This window comes from Flaviflexus sp., assembly GCF_052087705.1.
Lineage (GTDB): Bacteria > Actinomycetota > Actinomycetes > Actinomycetales > Actinomycetaceae > Flaviflexus > Flaviflexus ciconiae.
Genome location: NZ_JBQCYC010000007.1, coordinates 85,734 through 101,716, shown reverse-complemented (window position 1 = coordinate 101,716; position 15,983 = coordinate 85,734). Strand labels below are relative to the sequence as shown.

The 15,983-nt window shown below is 59.0% G+C and carries 18 protein-coding genes and 1 tRNA gene; 13 read left to right on the top strand and 6 right to left on the bottom strand.

All coding sequences use genetic code 11. The features are described from left to right. Positions 1–154 precede the first annotated feature (154 nt). From xseA to ACTHUY_RS05450, 3 genes are read left to right on the top strand one after another with little or no spacing between them, the layout of a single operon-like run. The gene (gene xseA / locus ACTHUY_RS05460; protein WP_441675703.1) at positions 155–1,420 is read left to right on the top strand and encodes an exodeoxyribonuclease VII large subunit; all 1,266 of its coding nucleotides are present in this window, start codon (positions 155–157) and stop codon (positions 1,418–1,420) included. Beyond that, positions 1,401–1,652, top strand: coding sequence for an exodeoxyribonuclease VII small subunit (locus ACTHUY_RS05455; RefSeq protein WP_126704813.1), 252 nt, complete (start codon positions 1,401–1,403; stop codon positions 1,650–1,652). The genes xseA and ACTHUY_RS05455 overlap by 20 nt, the downstream gene beginning before the upstream one ends. Next, positions 1,649–2,605, top strand: coding sequence for a PfkB family carbohydrate kinase (locus ACTHUY_RS05450; protein WP_441678017.1), 957 nt, complete (start codon positions 1,649–1,651; stop codon positions 2,603–2,605). Before ACTHUY_RS05455 ends, ACTHUY_RS05450 begins: the two co-directional genes overlap by 4 nt. Before the next feature lie 280 nt (positions 2,606–2,885). Here ACTHUY_RS05450 and ACTHUY_RS05445 read toward each other — a convergent pair whose 3' ends face one another. Further along, positions 2,886–3,689: an isoprenyl transferase gene (locus ACTHUY_RS05445; protein ID WP_441655025.1), complete on the bottom strand. Its 804-nt coding sequence runs from the start codon at positions 3,687–3,689 to the stop codon at positions 2,886–2,888. Between the two features lie 35 nt (positions 3,690–3,724). Between ACTHUY_RS05445 and trhA the strand changes: the two genes are divergently transcribed. Beyond that, entirely contained in the window at positions 3,725–4,438 is a 714-nt protein-coding gene (gene trhA / locus ACTHUY_RS05440) for a PAQR family membrane homeostasis protein TrhA (RefSeq protein ID WP_441678016.1), read from the top strand. A gap of 221 nt (positions 4,439–4,659) precedes the next feature. Then, entirely contained in the window at positions 4,660–5,847 is a 1,188-nt protein-coding gene (locus tag ACTHUY_RS05435) for a PPK2 family polyphosphate kinase (RefSeq protein WP_441678014.1), read from the top strand. Positions 5,848–5,962: 115 nt separating this feature from the next. Here the strand turns inward: ACTHUY_RS05435 and ACTHUY_RS05430 are convergent, their stop codons facing one another. Together ACTHUY_RS05430 and mca are read right to left on the bottom strand one after the other, a co-directional pair. After that, a complete protein-coding gene (locus ACTHUY_RS05430; RefSeq protein WP_441678013.1) occupies positions 5,963–6,304 on the bottom strand; it encodes a hypothetical protein in 342 nt (113 codons plus the stop codon). Then, the gene (mca, locus tag ACTHUY_RS05425; RefSeq protein ID WP_441678011.1) at positions 6,304–7,167 is read right to left on the bottom strand and encodes a mycothiol conjugate amidase Mca; all 864 of its coding nucleotides are present in this window, start codon (positions 7,165–7,167) and stop codon (positions 6,304–6,306) included. Before mca ends, ACTHUY_RS05430 begins: the two co-directional genes overlap by 1 nt. Positions 7,168–7,264: 97 nt before the next feature. On the opposite strand from mca, the gene ACTHUY_RS05420 reads away from it, so the two are divergent. From ACTHUY_RS05420 to ACTHUY_RS05410, 3 genes are all read left to right on the top strand, one after another. Beyond that, positions 7,265–7,657 (top strand): DUF4307 domain-containing protein, encoded by a 393-nt coding sequence (locus ACTHUY_RS05420; protein ID WP_441655033.1) that lies wholly within the window; start codon positions 7,265–7,267, stop codon positions 7,655–7,657. Between the two features lie 92 nt (positions 7,658–7,749). Beyond that, positions 7,750–8,232: a transcription elongation factor GreA gene (gene greA / locus ACTHUY_RS05415; RefSeq protein WP_126704805.1), complete on the top strand. Its 483-nt coding sequence runs from the start codon at positions 7,750–7,752 to the stop codon at positions 8,230–8,232. 196 nt (positions 8,233–8,428) lie between these two features. After that, positions 8,429–8,752: a hypothetical protein gene (locus ACTHUY_RS05410; protein ID WP_126704804.1), complete on the top strand. Its 324-nt coding sequence runs from the start codon at positions 8,429–8,431 to the stop codon at positions 8,750–8,752. A 109-nt stretch (positions 8,753–8,861) separates the two neighbouring features. Here ACTHUY_RS05410 and ACTHUY_RS05405 read toward each other — a convergent pair whose 3' ends face one another. Beyond that, positions 8,862–10,283, bottom strand: coding sequence for an AI-2E family transporter (locus ACTHUY_RS05405; RefSeq protein ID WP_441678010.1), 1,422 nt, complete (start codon positions 10,281–10,283; stop codon positions 8,862–8,864). Between the two features lie 284 nt (positions 10,284–10,567). Here ACTHUY_RS05405 and msrA point away from each other — a divergent pair, with 284 nt between their 5' ends. Together msrA and ACTHUY_RS05395 are read left to right on the top strand one after the other, a co-directional pair. After that, a complete protein-coding gene (msrA, locus tag ACTHUY_RS05400) occupies positions 10,568–11,215 on the top strand; it encodes a peptide-methionine (S)-S-oxide reductase MsrA (RefSeq protein ID WP_441678009.1) in 648 nt (215 codons plus the stop codon). An 81-nt stretch (positions 11,216–11,296) separates the two neighbouring features. Continuing rightward, a complete protein-coding gene (locus tag ACTHUY_RS05395; RefSeq protein ID WP_126704801.1) occupies positions 11,297–11,701 on the top strand; it encodes an FKBP-type peptidyl-prolyl cis-trans isomerase in 405 nt (134 codons plus the stop codon). A 173-nt stretch (positions 11,702–11,874) separates the two neighbouring features. On the opposite strand, the gene ACTHUY_RS05390 is transcribed toward ACTHUY_RS05395, so the two are convergent. Further along, positions 11,875–12,846 carry a Bax inhibitor-1/YccA family protein gene (locus ACTHUY_RS05390; protein ID WP_441655017.1) on the bottom strand — a complete coding sequence of 324 codons (972 nt, stop codon included), beginning with the start codon at positions 12,844–12,846 and terminating at the stop codon, positions 11,875–11,877. Between the two features lie 409 nt (positions 12,847–13,255). On the opposite strand from ACTHUY_RS05390, the gene ACTHUY_RS05385 reads away from it, so the two are divergent. From ACTHUY_RS05385 to ACTHUY_RS05375, 3 genes are all read left to right on the top strand, one after another. Beyond that, a complete protein-coding gene (locus ACTHUY_RS05385; protein WP_441678007.1) occupies positions 13,256–13,753 on the top strand; it encodes a copper chaperone PCu(A)C in 498 nt (165 codons plus the stop codon). After that, positions 13,750–14,964: a Dyp-type peroxidase gene (locus ACTHUY_RS05380; RefSeq protein WP_441678006.1), complete on the top strand. Its 1,215-nt coding sequence runs from the start codon at positions 13,750–13,752 to the stop codon at positions 14,962–14,964. The genes ACTHUY_RS05385 and ACTHUY_RS05380 overlap by 4 nt, the downstream gene beginning before the upstream one ends. Positions 14,965–15,196: 232 nt before the next feature. Then, a complete protein-coding gene (locus tag ACTHUY_RS05375; protein WP_441655014.1) occupies positions 15,197–15,685 on the top strand; it encodes a VOC family protein in 489 nt (162 codons plus the stop codon). A gap of 171 nt (positions 15,686–15,856) precedes the next feature. Here ACTHUY_RS05375 and ACTHUY_RS05370 read toward each other — a convergent pair. Further along, positions 15,857–15,930: transfer RNA gene (locus ACTHUY_RS05370), tRNA-Leu, on the bottom strand. Positions 15,931–15,983: the final 53 nt, after the last annotated feature.

The following is a 15,983-nucleotide window of genomic DNA, read 5'->3' as shown; positions in this document are numbered from 1 at the left end:
TGGTCCGAAATCTGCTCAATTGTCCGAATCCGCACATTATCAGTGTTATTCCAGAATTTCTCTTTTCACTCCTGTCCGACTTTGTCGTCTTTTGGTTACGTGGCCTGGGACCTAATTTGAATATCTCCCTGTTTGACATGGGAAACTACTAGTTATGAGCTCGCAGGTTGTCATTCCATCTGACTTGCCGCAACTGGCTGCCGAAACCACTGCAGACCGGCCGTGGCCTCTTGCCCTGCTCTCAGCCAAAATTTCCGAGTACGTTGCCCGGATGTCTGCCATGTGGGTGGAGGGCGAAGTCCTCCAGTACACGCCACGTGGATCGTCCCGCGTGCAGTTCTTTACGCTCCGTGACCTTGAAGAGCAGGTCTCTGTTAACTGCAAGGCGTGGACGAACGTTGTTCCGGACGAGTTCGCGGAAGGCTCCCGGGTTGTTTTGCGGGTGAAGCCCGACTACTGGGTTGGCAATGGCTCCCTCTCCCTGCAGGTCGCAGAGATCCGGTTCGCCGGGGTCGGTGATCTCCTTGCGAGGCTCGAAGCGCTCCGGAAGAAGCTGGCGAGCGAGGGTCTGTTCTCTCCCGACAAGAAGCTTCCGCTCCCGTTCCTGCCCAGGCGTATCGGGCTTATTTGTGGGTCAAACGCAAAGGCGAAGGACGACGTCATCGTCAACGCTCAGGCACGGTGGCCCGAAGTCGACTTTGAGATCCGCGAGGTAAAGGTCCAGGGCCCATCGAGCCCTGGGCAGGTCAGGGAAGCACTGACTGAGCTCGATGCTATGGAAGGCGTTGACGTTATTGTCATTGCCCGCGGCGGCGGGTCCGTTGAGGACCTCATGCCGTTCTCCGATGAGGGGCTGGTGCGCGCCGTTGTCGCTGCCCGCACTCCCGTTGTCACGGCAATTGGTCACGAGGGCGACCGTCCCATCGTTGACGATGCTGCAGACTATCGAGCATCCACCCCGACGGATGCCGCGAAAAGGATCGTTCCCGACGTTGCGGAGGAACGGAAGATCCTCCTGGAAGGTCTGCGTCGCGGCCGCATGGCAATCGATAGGCAACTGTCCACTGCGCAGTCCGAACTGGAATCAATCATGACCCGCCCGGTTCTTGCGAATCCGCAATCAATCATTGAGACGCGGGAAGATGAGCTCAACCGTGCCGCCGAACGGCTGACGGAACTCATGGATAGGAAGATTACCGATGCCGCCACTGCGCTCGACGCGCTACGCAGGCACCTTCGGTCTCTGTCACCACAGTCCATTCTCGACCGCGGATATGCGGTCCTGCGCACCCCGGACGCGGTGGTGCGCGATACCGAAAGTGTTGAGACGGGCGACCGGCTCGAGGCTCTGTTGGCCTCGGGTCGCCTCGGTCTCGAAGTCATAGCGAAAAGGAGCGGTGATGACCGAGAAGAAGTCTAATGAGGACGTTGCTGGACTGAGCTATGAGGATGCTCGCCAGCAGCTCATTGAGATCGTGACGCGGCTCGAACAGGGAACCGGTTCGCTCGAGGAATCGATTACGGCCTGGGAGCGGGGCGAGGCCCTCGCCAGACGCTGCCAGCAGTGGCTTGACGGGGCGCGGGCGCGCCTTCAGGCCGCTCAGGTTGGTAAGAGCGTCCCGGCTGACTCAGCAGAGGAAGATGAGGAATGACGTGCTTGGTTGTTGGCGAGTCTCTCGTCGACGTTTTCACAACTGAGGAAGGGGTCGTTGAACTCCCCGGCGGTGCACCGTACAACGTGGCCCGCGGGCTCGGCATGCTTGGCCGAAGGGCCTATCTGGCAACCGATCTCGGTAGCGGCGACCGCGCCGAATTGCTTGCATCCACTCTCGCAGCATCAAAGACGAAACTGTGGCCCGGAAGCAGAAGCACAAACCCAACATCCGTTGCCTACCCCACGATCGAGGAGGATGGCTCCCCCACCTACGAATTCGATCTGCACTTCACCCCGCCCACGCCGCCCCAGGGCGGCACGGAGGAAGCAGCGGAGCTCGTCAAGGTCTCACCCAACATCCTCCACACCGGCTCGCTCGCAGTTCATCTTGCGCCCGAAGCCATCAAGGCTTGGATCAACGCGCTGTCGGCGGTCTCCACGATCTCGTATGACCCGAACTACCGCGAATCCATGGGCCCCCACGACGAGGTTCTTACGCGTACCGAAGAGTTCATTGGACTGTCCGACGTTGTCAAGGCTTCCCGGGCTGACATTACCGGCCTGTATCCGGGACTGTCCGAGCAGGCGGTGATCACAAAATGGCTGAGCATGGGCCCCCAGCTTGTTGCCATCACCGGCGGTAAGGATGGAGCCATTCTCGCTACCGAGAACCTCCGGATCGGATCTTCTGCCTCGAGGGTTAAGGCCGTGGACAAGGTTGGGGCAGGCGATGCTTTCATGTCGGCCCTTATCGATGCTCTGGGTCGGACCAGCATGCTCGGAGCGGGCTCAGCCGAATCCAGGCGGTTGCTGTCAGAACGCCAGCTCAAGACAATTGCGGGCTATGCGAACGCTGGTGGCGCTATCGCTGTCAGCCGCCGCGGAGCTGTCGCACCAACGCGGGACGAGCTTCTCGACTTCGTCTCGTCCTACTCGATCGGCGACGTCTAGGGCCCTCCCGGATAGCTCCGGTCTACCTTCTCAGCCTTTCCCCGACTCGGTTCATCTCTGCCCGGCGGGGAAAGCTATTAGAGCGGCGTCGGCGCCGGTGCAGAGTTACTCATAGCCTGAGTGACGAGTCGTCAGCTGCCGGGCAGGTAGGAACGCGGCGCCCGGTCACGGAGCTAACGACCGCGAGCGCAGTCCCCCGCTGATACGACGGGCTGCTGGTCACGTCATGTCGGTGGCTATTGACCGCCGTATATGGTGCTATTCACCGCCGCGTACGGGGTTACTTGCCCCGCCTGCGGTCGCGTGCTTCGTAGTCGCGAAGTGCACGGAGGAAGTCTGTTCTGCGGAAATCCGGCCAGTAGGCTTCGCAGAAGTAATATTCGGAGTGAACGGTTTGCCAGGGCATGAAGCCCGATAGACGCTGTTCGCCGGATGTTCTGATGACCAGGTCGGGGTCGGGCTGTCCACGGGTGTAGAGGTGTGCTTCGATCTCCTCATCGGAGACGGCGGCAGCGATCTGTTCAGGTTCGAGGCCTTCCTCGGCTTTCGCGAGGATGAATTCCCTGACGGCTTCGGTGATCTCACTCCTCCCGCCATACCCCACCGCAACATTGACGAGGGCACCATTGCTATCGGTCGTTGATTCGATTGCGGTGACGAGACGCTCCTGGTGTTCCTCACTCAGGACCTTGAGGTCACCCACGTGGTGTAGTCTCCAGTGGCCGACGTGCGCGAGAGACTCGACGGTGGAGACGATGATCTCAACAAGATCATCGATTTCTTTGGCATCTCGCTTCATGTTTTCCGTTGACAGGAGCCAGAGGGTGACGAGTTCGATCCCTGCCTCGTCGCACCAGCTGAGGAATTCGCTGATCTTGTCGGCACCCTTGCGGTGGCCGTGCGCAGCGGACGCACCAATGGTTTTTGCCCAGCGGCGATTGCCGTCAAGAATCACGCCGACGTGACGGGGCAGCCGGTTCCGTTCAAGCGAATGGGACACCCTCTGTTCGTAGACAGAATAGAGAATGTCTTTAATTGAGTCCTTAACTGACACCTGTGCCGGCTCCCTTCGGAAACTATTCATAGGTTACAGTGCCTTCATGAGGTTAGGCTTAGGTTATGACGTCGGTTGATCACGTACCCCCTCACGAGCCCGAGACATCTTCGGAGCGGCCCAGCTACCGGGAGTTACGCCAGCAGTCCGGTAAACCGGCTGCCCGCGGTGTTCTTCACCTCGTTGCCACACCCCTTGCTGTTGCCTTCTGCGTTGTCCTCATTGTGTTTGCGGAGTCCGCCGCCGAAGTTATCGGTGCCGTGGTATTTCTCATTGCCTCACTCGTCCTGTTCGGGTTCTCCGCCCTCTATCACCTGGGCAACTGGTCCCCGAAGGCCCTGACGATCCTGCGGAAGATCGACCACGCCAACATCTTTGTTCTGATCGCCGGAACCTATACGCCGATTACGATCTCGCTTCTCGAAGGGAGCTCCCTCGTTACCTGCCTGAGCCTCGTGTGGGGTGGCGCCATCATTGGCTCGATCATGCACATGTCGTGGGTGGACTTCCCCCGCTGGCTCTACGTGCTTCTCTACATTGCCGTGGGCTGGGTGGCGATCTGGTACCTGCCGGAGATTTGGCAGGCAGGGACCCCCGCAATCGTTCTTCTTATCATTGCTGGCGGTGTCGTCTACACGGTCGGTGCCGTCTTCTATGCGACAAAGTGGCCGAACCCGTGGCCGCGCCACTTTGGTTTCCACGAGTTCTTCCACCTGTGCACGGTGCTTGCCTACGCATGCCATGCTGTTGCCATTGCCCTTGCATACGCCGCCTCCTAACGATTAAACAGCGCGCACGCGCTGCCACATACTCTGTCCCGCCGGCTAGCTCCTTGTCGGCGGGACAGGTTTTTCTCTACCAAGCACCCCACGTCTCAACGCCGAACACTGCTCGGTTCTCTATGCCAGTGGCTCCTTGTCATGCTGCGAGCTCTCCCTTGCGCTTACTCGTCCGATAGACTCGGAAAATCCTAATTATGTCCCACATCACGGAGGATGACATGAGTAAGAAGCTTTGGGAAACCGCACCCCATCTGGCACTGCGAGCGGGTGCCAACTTTGATCTTGCTGGTCTTGACCGGTCAAGCACGCCCGGGTTCGACGGCGACAAGGATGATGGGAAGGACCGCATGGAGGAGCGCGCGGAGCTGCTCAACGAACTCCAGGAGCGGCTCTTTGCGGCCGGCAAGCATGGCGCCAAAGAATCCGTTCTTCTTGTGATCCAGGGCCTCGACACCGCCGGGAAGGGCGGAATTGTGCGCCACGTCATGGGCATGGTTGACCCGCAGGGTGTCGCCATGGCGTCGTTTGGAGTACCCACCAAAGAAGAGCTCTCCCACCATTACCTGTGGCGGGTCCGAAGGGAACTACCCGAGCCCGGCAAAATCGGTGTCTTCGACCGTTCGCACTACGAGGATGTTCTCGTGGCTCGTGTCGACGAGCTCGTTGAGGAAGACGTGTGGCGCAAGCGTTACGACGAAATCAACAGGTTCGAGAAGAAAATCGTCGACTCCGGAACAACAATCATCAAGGTTGCCCTCATGTGCTCCAAGGAAGAGCAGGCTGGCCGGATACTTGAGCGGATCGAACGTCCCGACAAGAGGTGGAAGCACAATCCTGGCGACCTTGATACTCGCGCAAAGTGGGACGACTATCAGGAGGCCTACCAGGACGTTTTCCGCCTCACCTCCACCGACTACGCCCCCTGGTACGTTGTTCCGGCCGACAAGAAATGGTACTCACGCGTCGCCGTCACGGAGCTTCTCACGCAGGCCCTTATCGACATTGATCCGCAGTGGCCCAAGCCCCGCTGGCACGTCGATGTTCAAAAGCGGCGTCTCTTTGAAACCGTTGACCCGGACATCGTTGACGAGCTCGAGCAGGCCGTTGCCGAACAGGTGGCGGATGCCGAAGATGATCACGGCGACTACCTGAAGACCAAGGAGAAGGTCGCGGAGCTCGCCACTGTCGATGATGGAGATAGGGCACCGACGGTGGAAGAATCCGAGGAAGACGAGGCGCTCAGTAACGTCCGCACGATGGCTGCCGCATCCACCGGTGTCGGCAAAGGCGCCAAGGATCAAGACAAGGACAACAAGTCTAAGAAGTCCAAGAAAGACAAGAAGTCCAAAAAGTCGAAGAAGGATAAGAAGTCGAAAAAGAAGAAGGGTAAAGGCGCCAAGAACTAGCTGGCTCGAGTTTATCTGCAACTCGATTAAAGCTCGTTCAAGTAGAGGGTGGGGCGGAGCTCAACGGCTCCGCCCCACCCTCTACCAGTCGTAGTTTCGTTACCGTCCGGCGCAGTTAACCTGTTGGGCTTTCAGTGCCATTTCCAGTCCCGGACGGGCTCGAGGCGACACTGTCAGAATCCTGCTCCTTGGTCGCGTCCGGAGCAGAACTGCCCTTAGCTGCATTCTTCACCGCTGAATCCTCGGTGTTGCGAGCCGCCGATCGTTCTTCGTTCTGCGCATTGTGCTTAATACGGCGCAGGGAACGGTTCATTGCCCACATGAGGAATGCGAGGAAAATTCCGATGAAGAAGAACCCGAGAAGGAATCCTTCAACTCCCGGGGTTGCTTCCCACGGTTCGGTAGGAATATCTGCCGGGCTGGTTGGTTCGGGCTCAATGAGCCTGTCGATGCGCATTACTCCTCGATCCTTGCAAACAGATCAGTTTCGATCCCGTCTGGCATACCCACCTCAGAGTGGGCGAGCTCGAACTCTTCCCAGGGCCACACTTCAGCTTCAATGTCGCGCGGCACCGCCATGAACATCCCCTCAGGATCAATCTGGGTGGCGTGAGCAAGGAGCGCCCTATCGCGCTGGGGGAAGTATTTGGCGATCTCGATACGAGCATCCACTCGTCTCATCGGGGCCCGGCCCCGGCGATCCAGCCAGCCCCGGTACGGCGACTCAATTCCGGCACTCTCAAGCGTTTCGTGCAACGTCTTGAACCGCTCAGGGTTGAACCCCACGTCGTAGTAGACCTTGGACACTGTCCAGGGCTCCCCAGCTTCCGGGAACTGCTCAGGATCGGCCGCGGCCTTGACAGCAGCGATTGAGATCTCGTGTGTACGAATGTGGTCCGGGTGCGGATATCCGCCGAGCTCGTTGTACGTGGTGAGAACCTGGGGGCGGAATTCCCGGATCTGGGCAACAAGGCGCTCGATCGGTTCCTCAATCGGAACGGTGGCAAACGAACCTTCGGGAAGCGGCGGAAGCGGGTCACCCTCGGGCAATCCCGAATCAATAAAGCCGAGCCAGTGATGCTCGACGCCAAGGGCTTCGGCAGCATTCGCCATTTCCTGGACCCGCACTTCGTGCATGTTCTCTTCGACATCGGTACGGCCCACAAGGCGGGGGTTGAGTATGGAGCCTCGCTCGCCACCCGTACAGGTCACGACACGCACCCTGCCAAGAGTGGCGTAATGGGCCATTGTTGCGGCACCCTTTGACGATTCGTCATCGGGGTGGGCGTGAACGGCCATGAGCCTCGGTTCAAACGACACTGGTCCTCAGTCCCTCCAAGAATTATGTTCTTGTCCGATAGTACTGAGATAATCGATGTCAAGACTAATTACTTCCCGAAAGGCGTAAGCCGTGACGATGGCCGACCTACCTGATGAGATGAAAGACCGCTACGGTCTTAACCGCAGTCCCGCCAAGATCATCGGTTACCTGCTCGTTGCTTTTGCCGTCGTCATTGCCGCTGTCGCCATCGCCATGCAGTTCATTGGCCGCGGACCCACAATTGAGTTACACAACACCGGACACACAGTTCAATCGAACTCCGAGGTTCTTATCACGTACACGGTTCACGGCGAAGCCGGTGTGGAACTCGAATGCTCGGCAACGGCAGTCAACGATGATTTCGCAGAAGTCGGCGCCAAGGAATGGACGTGGACAATGGAAAAGGATACCGAAACTCGGGCCCTTACCCTGGCCACCTCCGAGCGCGCAGCATCCGGCTCGATCGAATACTGCTCCCGGGTCCCCTAGGAGTCTGCAGGTTACACCTGCTAACATGTGCCTTTAGGCATGCCGCAGAGAGCGGCATATTTTTTATATTCTTATCGCACCAAGGAGACAAGATGGCTGAAACGCAGACCACGTGGCTGTCGCAGGAAAGCTTTGATCGCCTCTCCGCGGAGCTTCGCGACCTCGAGACTCGCGGTCGCGAGGAAGTCGCGGAACGGATCGAGTCGGCACGCTCGGAAGGGGACCTCCGGGAGAACGGCGGATATCAGGCCGCTCGTGAGGAGCAGTCAAAGATGGAGGGGCGGATCGTTGAGCTGACGATCCTCCTCCGCGACGCCCAGGTCGGCGAAGGCAACGTCGACACGTCGAAGGTTGGCCCCGGTGTTGTGGTAACCGCCGAGATCAACGGTAAGGAACAGAAGTTCCTTCTCGGCTCCCGCCAGGCTGCTGCGGACCTTGACATCAATGTCTTCCCAGAGGCCGCTCCCCTGGGCGTAGCAATCATGGGAGCATCGGTAGGCGACGAACGCACCTACCAGGCACCCAACGGCAAGGACATGACGGTCAAGATCATCAGCCTCGAAGCACTCCGCTAAAACGGGTAGCTATCTGACTTCTTGAGTGCGGCGGTAACCATTTCGGTTGCCGCCGCTCTCTCGTATCCGGATAATACTCAGTTTCCTCGAAAGTATGAATAACGTGGTCACGCATCCTGCCCGACTACAATCAGCGGGGTTCCCTCCCCAGCAGTCCCCGTCCGTGACACACTGAGCAAAAGGAGGGTAAGTTTCCATGTTGGATGTTCTTGTTTTCTACGTGCCGATTGACGACACCAAGTCGGTTCTCAGAGACCTGTTTGAGACTGGCGCCGGAGTTGTTGGCGAGTACCGGGAATGCGCGTTCGTGTCTCGTGGGATGGGCCAGTTCCGTCCGGTCGACTCTGCGAATCCGACAATTGGTTCTGTTGGCGCGCTCGAGCACGTACCCGAGAACAGGGTCGAAATCAGCTTCCCCCGCGAAATTCAAAAGCACGTCCTCGAAACTCTTTACGCAAGCCACCCCTATGAGGAACCCACCTATCACGTGATCCGGAATGCGGCCCACGACCACGATTAACTCGCAAGTCCCAACAGACGTCTCCGCCCGCGTGGCAAACACGGGCGGAGATAGGTGGATGATTCTTGAGGCGGCGAAGCGGCTTAGCTAAGCCGCTTGAGGGGCGCCCCTAAGCATCGTCATTCTGGCGTTCAACCTCATCGTGATCGGGGCCGGTTTCCTCGCCGACATGGGATGACGAATCATCCGAGTTATTGCCGTTGCCCAGTTCGGCAGCGACTCGCTCCCGGTTCCTGGCTTGAGCTTTCTGCACCTTCTTCGCAAGCTTCGCGTCGCTTGCAACGAAATATTCGTCGAGGGCTTCGGGCGGTCCGCCCGGCCTGTTCGGGTCGTAGTTGAGTTCGGGATACATGTCACGGCCCACAAGATAGTTGATGACGACATTGACGACGGCAACGATCGGCACTGCAAAGAGAGCACCGAAGATACCTGCGACGGACGATCCGGCAGCGACTGCGACGACGACCACGACGGGGTGGAGGGAAAGCTTGCTGCCCTGCAGGAACGGCTGGAGGACATTGCCTTCGATTTGCTGCACCAGGAGAACACCGAGAAGCATAAGGATCGCATCCGCAACGCCCTGATCGACGAGGGCCACGAGTGTAGCAATCGCACCGGTGACAAAAGCACCAACGATCGGGATAAACGAACCGACGAAGACAAGAACGCCGATGGGGAACCAGAGCGGAACACCGAGTATTGCGGCAACGGCGGCAATACCGACGGCGTCGATAAAGGCCACCTGGATCTGGGTTCTCGTGTACGCACCGATTGTGTACCAGGCCCGAATACCGGCCTCGTTCACGTCATTGCGTGCCCGTGCAGGGAATAGACGAACGACATAGAACCACATCTTGCGACCGTCTTTGAGGAAGAAGAACATCGTGAAGAGCGCGAGGATCAGGCCGGTGAAGAACGAGACGAGCGATCCGGTGGCGCTAACGACACCGCCGGCGATAACGGAGGCATTCTCGGAGAGCTGGGACTGGATCTCATCGACGTACTGGTTGATCACCGTCGAGTCGAGACCGAGCGGGCTTTCGGCAAGCCAGTCAAGCAGTTCATTGAAGCCATCCGCGGCCTTGTCGGTCAGGTCGGAGAAGCCCGAAGCGATCGATGCTCCTGCGCCGCCTACGAGGGTGCCAACAATAACAAGGAACGAGATGAGAGTAACAACTGCGGCCAATGTTCTCGGCATACGCAGCTTCGACCTACAGAACCTTATGATTGGCTCCGTGAGGACCGTGAGCAGGATCGCGATAAGGATCGCCAGGAGAATGACGCTAAAGAACGTAAGAACACGGCCAATGACCGCGAGTGCAAGCGCAACAAGGATGATCCGCCATGACCAGCTGGCCGCAGCTTTGAGGGCCCAGGGCACGGAGCTACCGCCTTCTTGGTCCTCCGGGACCTCCTGACGAGACTGGAAAGCAGTATCTGTCCGCTGGACGGGGCCCTGTGACAGTCGCTTCCGTCGCTCGAGGGCGCGTTGCTTAATGGTTCGCTTGTCGTCACCGGTTGATTGCGGCATTGCTCCCTCTCAGTTCACTGCGTCTCATTGTAATGCCGACCATTCCATTCTTCTCAGCGGATTCATCTGATAGTGGCAATTACGGGACCTAGCTCTACTAGCTGACCGTTGGTCTTGTCAGACTAGCCCCATATTCCAGCCTCATCATCTTGCCGTATCCGTACTCGGGTCCGATGACCAACAATAGGCACTCCTCGTTGCTCCGTGGAGATTGTCTCCCACCCGCCATTCCATTGTGGGCGAGATTCCTTGAGTCTGCCCTTCGGAGGGTGGACAATTCAGGCATGGGTTTTCTTCAATTTGGCCAGCCACCAACAATCACGGCGGATAACGCACTGCCGGGGCGTAGCGTACCTGTACTCCCCAATCCGGCGCCGCACACGGTTCTTGGCACCCCCATTGATGGGCCGGTTCCAGACGGCATGGAAGAGGCTTTCCTCGCACTCGGTTGCTACTGGGGTGCGGAGAAGATCTTCTGGGAGCTCGGCGCCTACACCACCTCCGTTGGTTTCATGGGTGGGTTCACGGAGAACCCGACGTACATGGAGGTGTGCACCGGGATGACCGGGCACACCGAGACCGTTCGAGTCGTGTTTGATCCGAACAAGATCTCCTACGGCGAGATCCTCCAGGCATTCTTTGAATCCCACGACCCCACGACTCTGAACCGTCAGGGTAATGACCGCGGCACCCAGTACCGTTCCGCGATCTTCGCTTCGACCGACGAGCAGTATGAGACTGCTCTGCGTACTCGTGAGCTCTACCAGGAGATCCTCGACGGGGCCGGTCGGGACACGATTGTCACGGAGGTCAACAAGCCTGGCCAGACGTACTTCCTGGCCGAGGATGATCACCAGCAGTACCTGGACAAGAATCCGTTCGGCTACAACTGCCACGCCCGCACAGGCTTAGCGTGCCCCGTCGCTAGGTAACGCCAACTAGCCACGCTCAGATCCGTCTGGTGAAGTGTGCCAGACTTGTTTCGTTCATCCATTTCCATCGAAAGGTTACCCATGGCTGTTGAACTTCCCGCCGCCTCCGGCTCGTTTGGCGAAGAGCCCGTCCTCGAGTTCCCGACAGAGCAGGCTCCCGCTGGACTCCACGTCAAGGTTCTTGAAGAGGGCACCGGCCCCGTCGTGAACCCCGGTCGCGAGATCGAGGTCAACTACCACGGGCAGGTCTGGAACGGCGGACTATTCGACTCCTCCTACAAGCGTGGCGACACCACGAACTTCCCGATCGGCGTTGGCATGGTCATCAAGGGCTGGGACGAGACGCTGGTCGGTAAGACCGTTGGCTCCCGCCTTATCGTCTCGATCCCGCCGGAGAAGGGCTACGGCGCCCGTGGCGTCCCCCAGGCAGGTATTGGCGGCACCGACACGCTCGTCTTCGTTGTCGACATCGTCGGCGTCAAATAGAACGAACCTGCTGACACCGGCTACCACTAGGTCAAGGCACCTTTGCTGAGTCCGCTGACGCCAGCCAACAGGTAGCTCTAAGGTAGGCTCTCGTAACTACTGATGAGTGGGCCCCCGGTTTGAAACCGGGGGCCCACTCATTCACTGCTGTGTCCGCATCACGCGGCTCAGTGTTAGTCCTGGTTGAGGATGGCAATCAGGCGGAGGATCTCAAGGTAGATCCAGAGGATCGTCATAACGATGCCGATGGCTGCGGTCCACGCGAAGGAGCGGGGTGCACGGTTGGCAACGGCGATCTGGGCGACCTCGAAGTCATTGATCAGCATGTACGAGGCGACGAGAATCATGACAACGCCGAGGATGACACCCAGCGGGATACCCATAACTTCGGCGGAACGCATACCCCAGGGAGCGTCGATAACGCCGGTCCAGGAGAGGGCAAGGTTGGCGAGCGAGAAGACAATTCCAGCAAGCGCAACCGTGATGGCGATCTTCATGCCCTTGGCGGTGGTCCTGACGAGGCCCGTCGAGTGCAGGAACCAGCAGACCGCAACAACGGCGGCAGTGGCAAGAACGGCCTGAATGGCAGTTCCGGGAATCATGAGTTCAATGACACCGGTCAGCGTTCCCAGGCAGACGCCTTCGAGGGCCGCATAGCCAATGGTGAGGCCCGGCCCAAGCTGACGCTTGAAAGCCATGACCATGCCGAGAGCAAATGCTGCGAGCGACGAACCGACCGCGATGCCCATGGCGAGGCCGTAACCGCTGGCATTAATGTCGGCGGGGACGAAGAACATCCAGGAAAGGACAGCCGTGAGGACGGTGACACCGAGGAGGATGCCGACCTTCATCATGACGTCTTCGTTGGTCAGGGCCGGCTCGCCATTAGCGGCGCGGTTGACGTCCTGTCCGCCGAAGGCGGTCTGTTCGTACTGCTGGTCGTATTGCGGCTGACCATAGCCCTGCTGTGCGTACTGCTGTTGGCCGTACTGCTGGTTGTACTGGCCGTACGACTGATCAGCCTGCGGGGCGTAGCCCTGCTGGTTCTGGTCACCGCCGGGCTGGTAGCCCGGCATCGCCGGGTACCCGGCGGGGGTGCGCTGCTCCGTGAAGTACGGGTTGCGCGACATAATCGGATTGCTCATGTGCAATTCCTCCAAGATCTAAGTTGGCACTGCCAGCAGTCTATACAAGTCACCTGGTCATTCCCAGAACGTCCATAGCATTTCGTTGAGGGGCGAACTACCCAATCCAGCCTCTCATCAGCATCGCGTTGCACTCGTGAGGAAACTGAGGAAACCAATCCCGCTCGTCAACCCAGGGTTCGTTAACTTGGGGTGAACATCCGCTCCGCTTACGAGATACGGATATCGGACTCGTCATGAGGGGGTATTTCCTTCCTGACTCCGAAATATCTGATTCGAGTCCGCCCAGCATATCGATATAATTCAGCCAGGAGAAGGAAGATTGCCACGACGACACCGCGGACAGTGTTGCCCGGCAGTGGGCCAACCTCGTACTTTTCCTACTTCCCGAGAAGGAGTTAACTGAACCATGTCAAGAACGCTGATGTTCACCGCGGCTCTCACTGCCGCACTCGCTCTTACTTCCTGCTCCAATGGCGACGCAGACACCGAAGCATCGGCGGGCGCTACCGATCAGATCGAGGTTGTCGATGCCTGGGTGAAGGCCGGCGATGAGAACATGACGAGTGCCTTTGGGATCATTTCCCATTCGCAGAGCGAACCAATCGTTATCACCTCAGTCACTTCCGACAACTCGGAGACCGTGGAGATGCACGAGATGGTGATGGGACCTGACGGCACGATGAGCATGCAGGAGATTTCCGGCGGCTTCACGATTGAGCCCGAAGAGGAGCTTGTCCTTGAGCCCGGCGGTCATCACCTCATGCTTGTCGGATTGACCGACCCAGTTATTGCGGGGGATGCCGTGACATTCGTCGTCACGCTCGACGATGGTTCCACCTTCGAGTTTGAGGCAATCGGTAAGGAATACACGGGAGCAAACGAGACCTATCACGACTCGCAATGAAGAATAACGAACTGACTGATCAGCCAAGGAACCTCTCTCGGCGCGGGCTACTGTTGGGTGGCGCAGCCGGTCTTGGGGCCGCGGCAGCTATCGGCATTGATCGTGCCGTCAGCACCAGCCCATCATCGACTCAACCCGCTACGCACGGGGAACAGACGGAACCGTTCTACGGTACCCACCAGGCCGGCATTGCCACCGCACCGCAGGCGCATGCCACGTTCTACGGATTCGACCTGCTCGATGACGTGGACCGGGACGGTCTGCGGCGAATGATGAGGTTACTGACCGATGATGGTGCGCGGCTGACTCAGGGCAGGGCCGCTCTCGCGGACTCAGAACCGGAACTCGCCGAAGTCCCGGCACGGCTCACCATCACCTTCGGATTCGGACCCGAGTTTGTTCGCCGAGCCGATCCGAGCGCCGTCCCGCCCTGGCTAAAGCCTCTTCCCGAGTTCACAATCGACCGGCTCGAGCCTTCGTGGTCCGATGGTGATTTCCTCATCCAAGTTGCCGCTGACGATCCCCTGACTGTCTCGCACGCTTCCAGGATGCTCCTCAAGGATGTTCGCACCTTCGCATCACTGCGATGGACGCAGAAGGGTTTCCGGCGGGCCCACGGTTCCGAGAAGGTTGGGCTCACAATGAGGAACTTATTTGGCCAGCTCGATGGCACGGTTAATCCAGCTCCGGGAACCGAAGAGTTTGACCGGGTGGTGTGGTCGCAGGATGGTTGGCTCACGGGCGGAACCGGTCTTGTTATCCGCCGTATCGACATGGATTTGGAGGGGTGGGATGAGATAGATCGCCCCGGCAGGGAACAGTCGGTCGGGCGCACCATGGGTACGGGCGCTCCCCTCACGGGTGGTGCGGAGTTGGACGAACCGGACTTCGAGGCCGTGAACGAGTTCGGTTTTCCCATCATCGCCGACTACGCCCACGTCCGCAGGGCCCGCAGCGGCAATCCCGACGAGGTCATTTTTCGCCGCGCCTACAACTATGAGGGAGAACAGGATACGGCCACGGCTTCAAACGCTGGGCAAGTCTTTGCCGCCTTCCAAGCAGATGTGGACAAACAGTTCGTCCCGATCCAGCAGCGTCTCGACGAGCTCGACATGCTCAACCTTTGGACCACGCCGGTTGGTTCCTCCGTTTTCGCAATCCCACCCGGATGCTCCGAAGGTGGCTACATTGGCGAAACATTGCTCGATTAGGGGCGCGCCCGTAAGGCAGAGTGAACGGCTTCCCGCTATCGCCGGGTAGGCGCCGGGGCAGACCCTGAAGACACGGTGCCGGTCACGTGGGTCCTCAACTCCGGCTGCCCTGCCCTTCTATGGAGGAGCATGGCTGCTCGCAACAGTACTGGCCCGGGCTGGCTTCTCCGCATCACTGTCTCCGACGTGGCCTGCCTGGTAGCGTTCACCCCATCCGAACAGAGGGGACATCATGCTCACATGGTTCGCGTACGAGTTCACCGATGACATCACGGCTTCCCGTGCGTTCTATCTTGATCTGATCGGCATGGAGGCAGTGTGGGATGAAGAAGATTCTTTCGCCTTTGTTCACGGCTCAGTCCAGGTTCTCTTCTCGCAAGCGGGCCCCCAATTTCACGATGACGAGCATGGCGAGACGGCACGCGGTCACGTAGCGCATTGTGCGACGGGGTGGGCGTTCCAGCCCGGCTGGGGTCATGGCCAGGTCCCGCTCGAGCAGGAGACAGCGCGCATGCGCTCCTCATCGATTGCGCTTTCACCCGACCAGTTCCTCAAGGCGGTACAACGAGTATCTGACGCTGGCTTCCCCCACCACTTCGACGAGCCCCGCTGGGTGGGCTACTGGTCGTTCCCCGTTCAAGACCCGGATGGCACGACCGTGGAACTTACCGATTCCACGACCGGAGAAGACGCACGGCACCCGGGACTGGCCCAGAGGTAACACCCACCGGCACACTCCGCTCAGAGCCATGGTTGCCAACCCGTTGCCACGGTGTGACTGGCTCAACAACACGCATTACTCGGCCTTTGGCCCCGCATAACTGCAATGCTTTGCAATCCTTGACAACACGTGGCCATTTCTAAGACTTTGCCGGTTCCGCGCAGTTTTCTGTACCCCCGATGGGACTCGAACCCATACTGAATCGATTTTAAGTCGACTGCCTCTGCCGATTGGGCTACGGGGGCCTCGTCCTTATTATGCCGAACCATGACGATATTCTCAGAATCGTGGGGACCGC

Bases quoted from the DNA above. Each gene is read 5' to 3' on its own strand.
- ACTHUY_RS05410 (WP_126704804.1), top strand. From the start codon at position 8,429: ATGTTGGATGTTCTTGTTTTCTACGTGCCGATTGACGACACCAAGTCG.
- greA (WP_126704805.1), top strand. From the start codon at position 7,750: ATGGCTGAAACGCAGACCACGTGGCTGTCGCAGGAAAGCTTTGATCGC.
- ACTHUY_RS05395 (WP_126704801.1), top strand. From the start codon at position 11,297: ATGGCTGTTGAACTTCCCGCCGCCTCCGGCTCGTTTGGCGAAGAGCCC.
- ACTHUY_RS05430 (WP_441678013.1), bottom strand. From the start codon at position 6,304: ATGCGCATCGACAGGCTCATTGAGCCCGAACCAACCAGCCCGGCAGAT.
- ACTHUY_RS05385 (WP_441678007.1), top strand. From the start codon at position 13,256: ATGTCAAGAACGCTGATGTTCACCGCGGCTCTCACTGCCGCACTCGCT.
- ACTHUY_RS05380 (WP_441678006.1), top strand. From the start codon at position 13,750: ATGAAGAATAACGAACTGACTGATCAGCCAAGGAACCTCTCTCGGCGC.
- ACTHUY_RS05375 (WP_441655014.1), top strand. From the start codon at position 15,197: ATGCTCACATGGTTCGCGTACGAGTTCACCGATGACATCACGGCTTCC.
- ACTHUY_RS05405 (WP_441678010.1), bottom strand. From the start codon at position 10,283: ATGCCGCAATCAACCGGTGACGACAAGCGAACCATTAAGCAACGCGCC.
- ACTHUY_RS05420 (WP_441655033.1), top strand. From the start codon at position 7,265: ATGGCCGACCTACCTGATGAGATGAAAGACCGCTACGGTCTTAACCGC.
- ACTHUY_RS05390 (WP_441655017.1), bottom strand. From the start codon at position 12,846: ATGAGCAATCCGATTATGTCGCGCAACCCGTACTTCACGGAGCAGCGC.
- ACTHUY_RS05450 (WP_441678017.1), top strand. From the start codon at position 1,649: ATGACGTGCTTGGTTGTTGGCGAGTCTCTCGTCGACGTTTTCACAACT.
- ACTHUY_RS05455 (WP_126704813.1), top strand. From the start codon at position 1,401: ATGACCGAGAAGAAGTCTAATGAGGACGTTGCTGGACTGAGCTATGAG.
- ACTHUY_RS05445 (WP_441655025.1), bottom strand. From the start codon at position 3,689: ATGAATAGTTTCCGAAGGGAGCCGGCACAGGTGTCAGTTAAGGACTCA.
- ACTHUY_RS05435 (WP_441678014.1), top strand. From the start codon at position 4,660: ATGAGTAAGAAGCTTTGGGAAACCGCACCCCATCTGGCACTGCGAGCG.
- xseA (WP_441675703.1), top strand. From the start codon at position 155: ATGAGCTCGCAGGTTGTCATTCCATCTGACTTGCCGCAACTGGCTGCC.
- msrA (WP_441678009.1), top strand. From the start codon at position 10,568: ATGGGTTTTCTTCAATTTGGCCAGCCACCAACAATCACGGCGGATAAC.
- trhA (WP_441678016.1), top strand. From the start codon at position 3,725: ATGACGTCGGTTGATCACGTACCCCCTCACGAGCCCGAGACATCTTCG.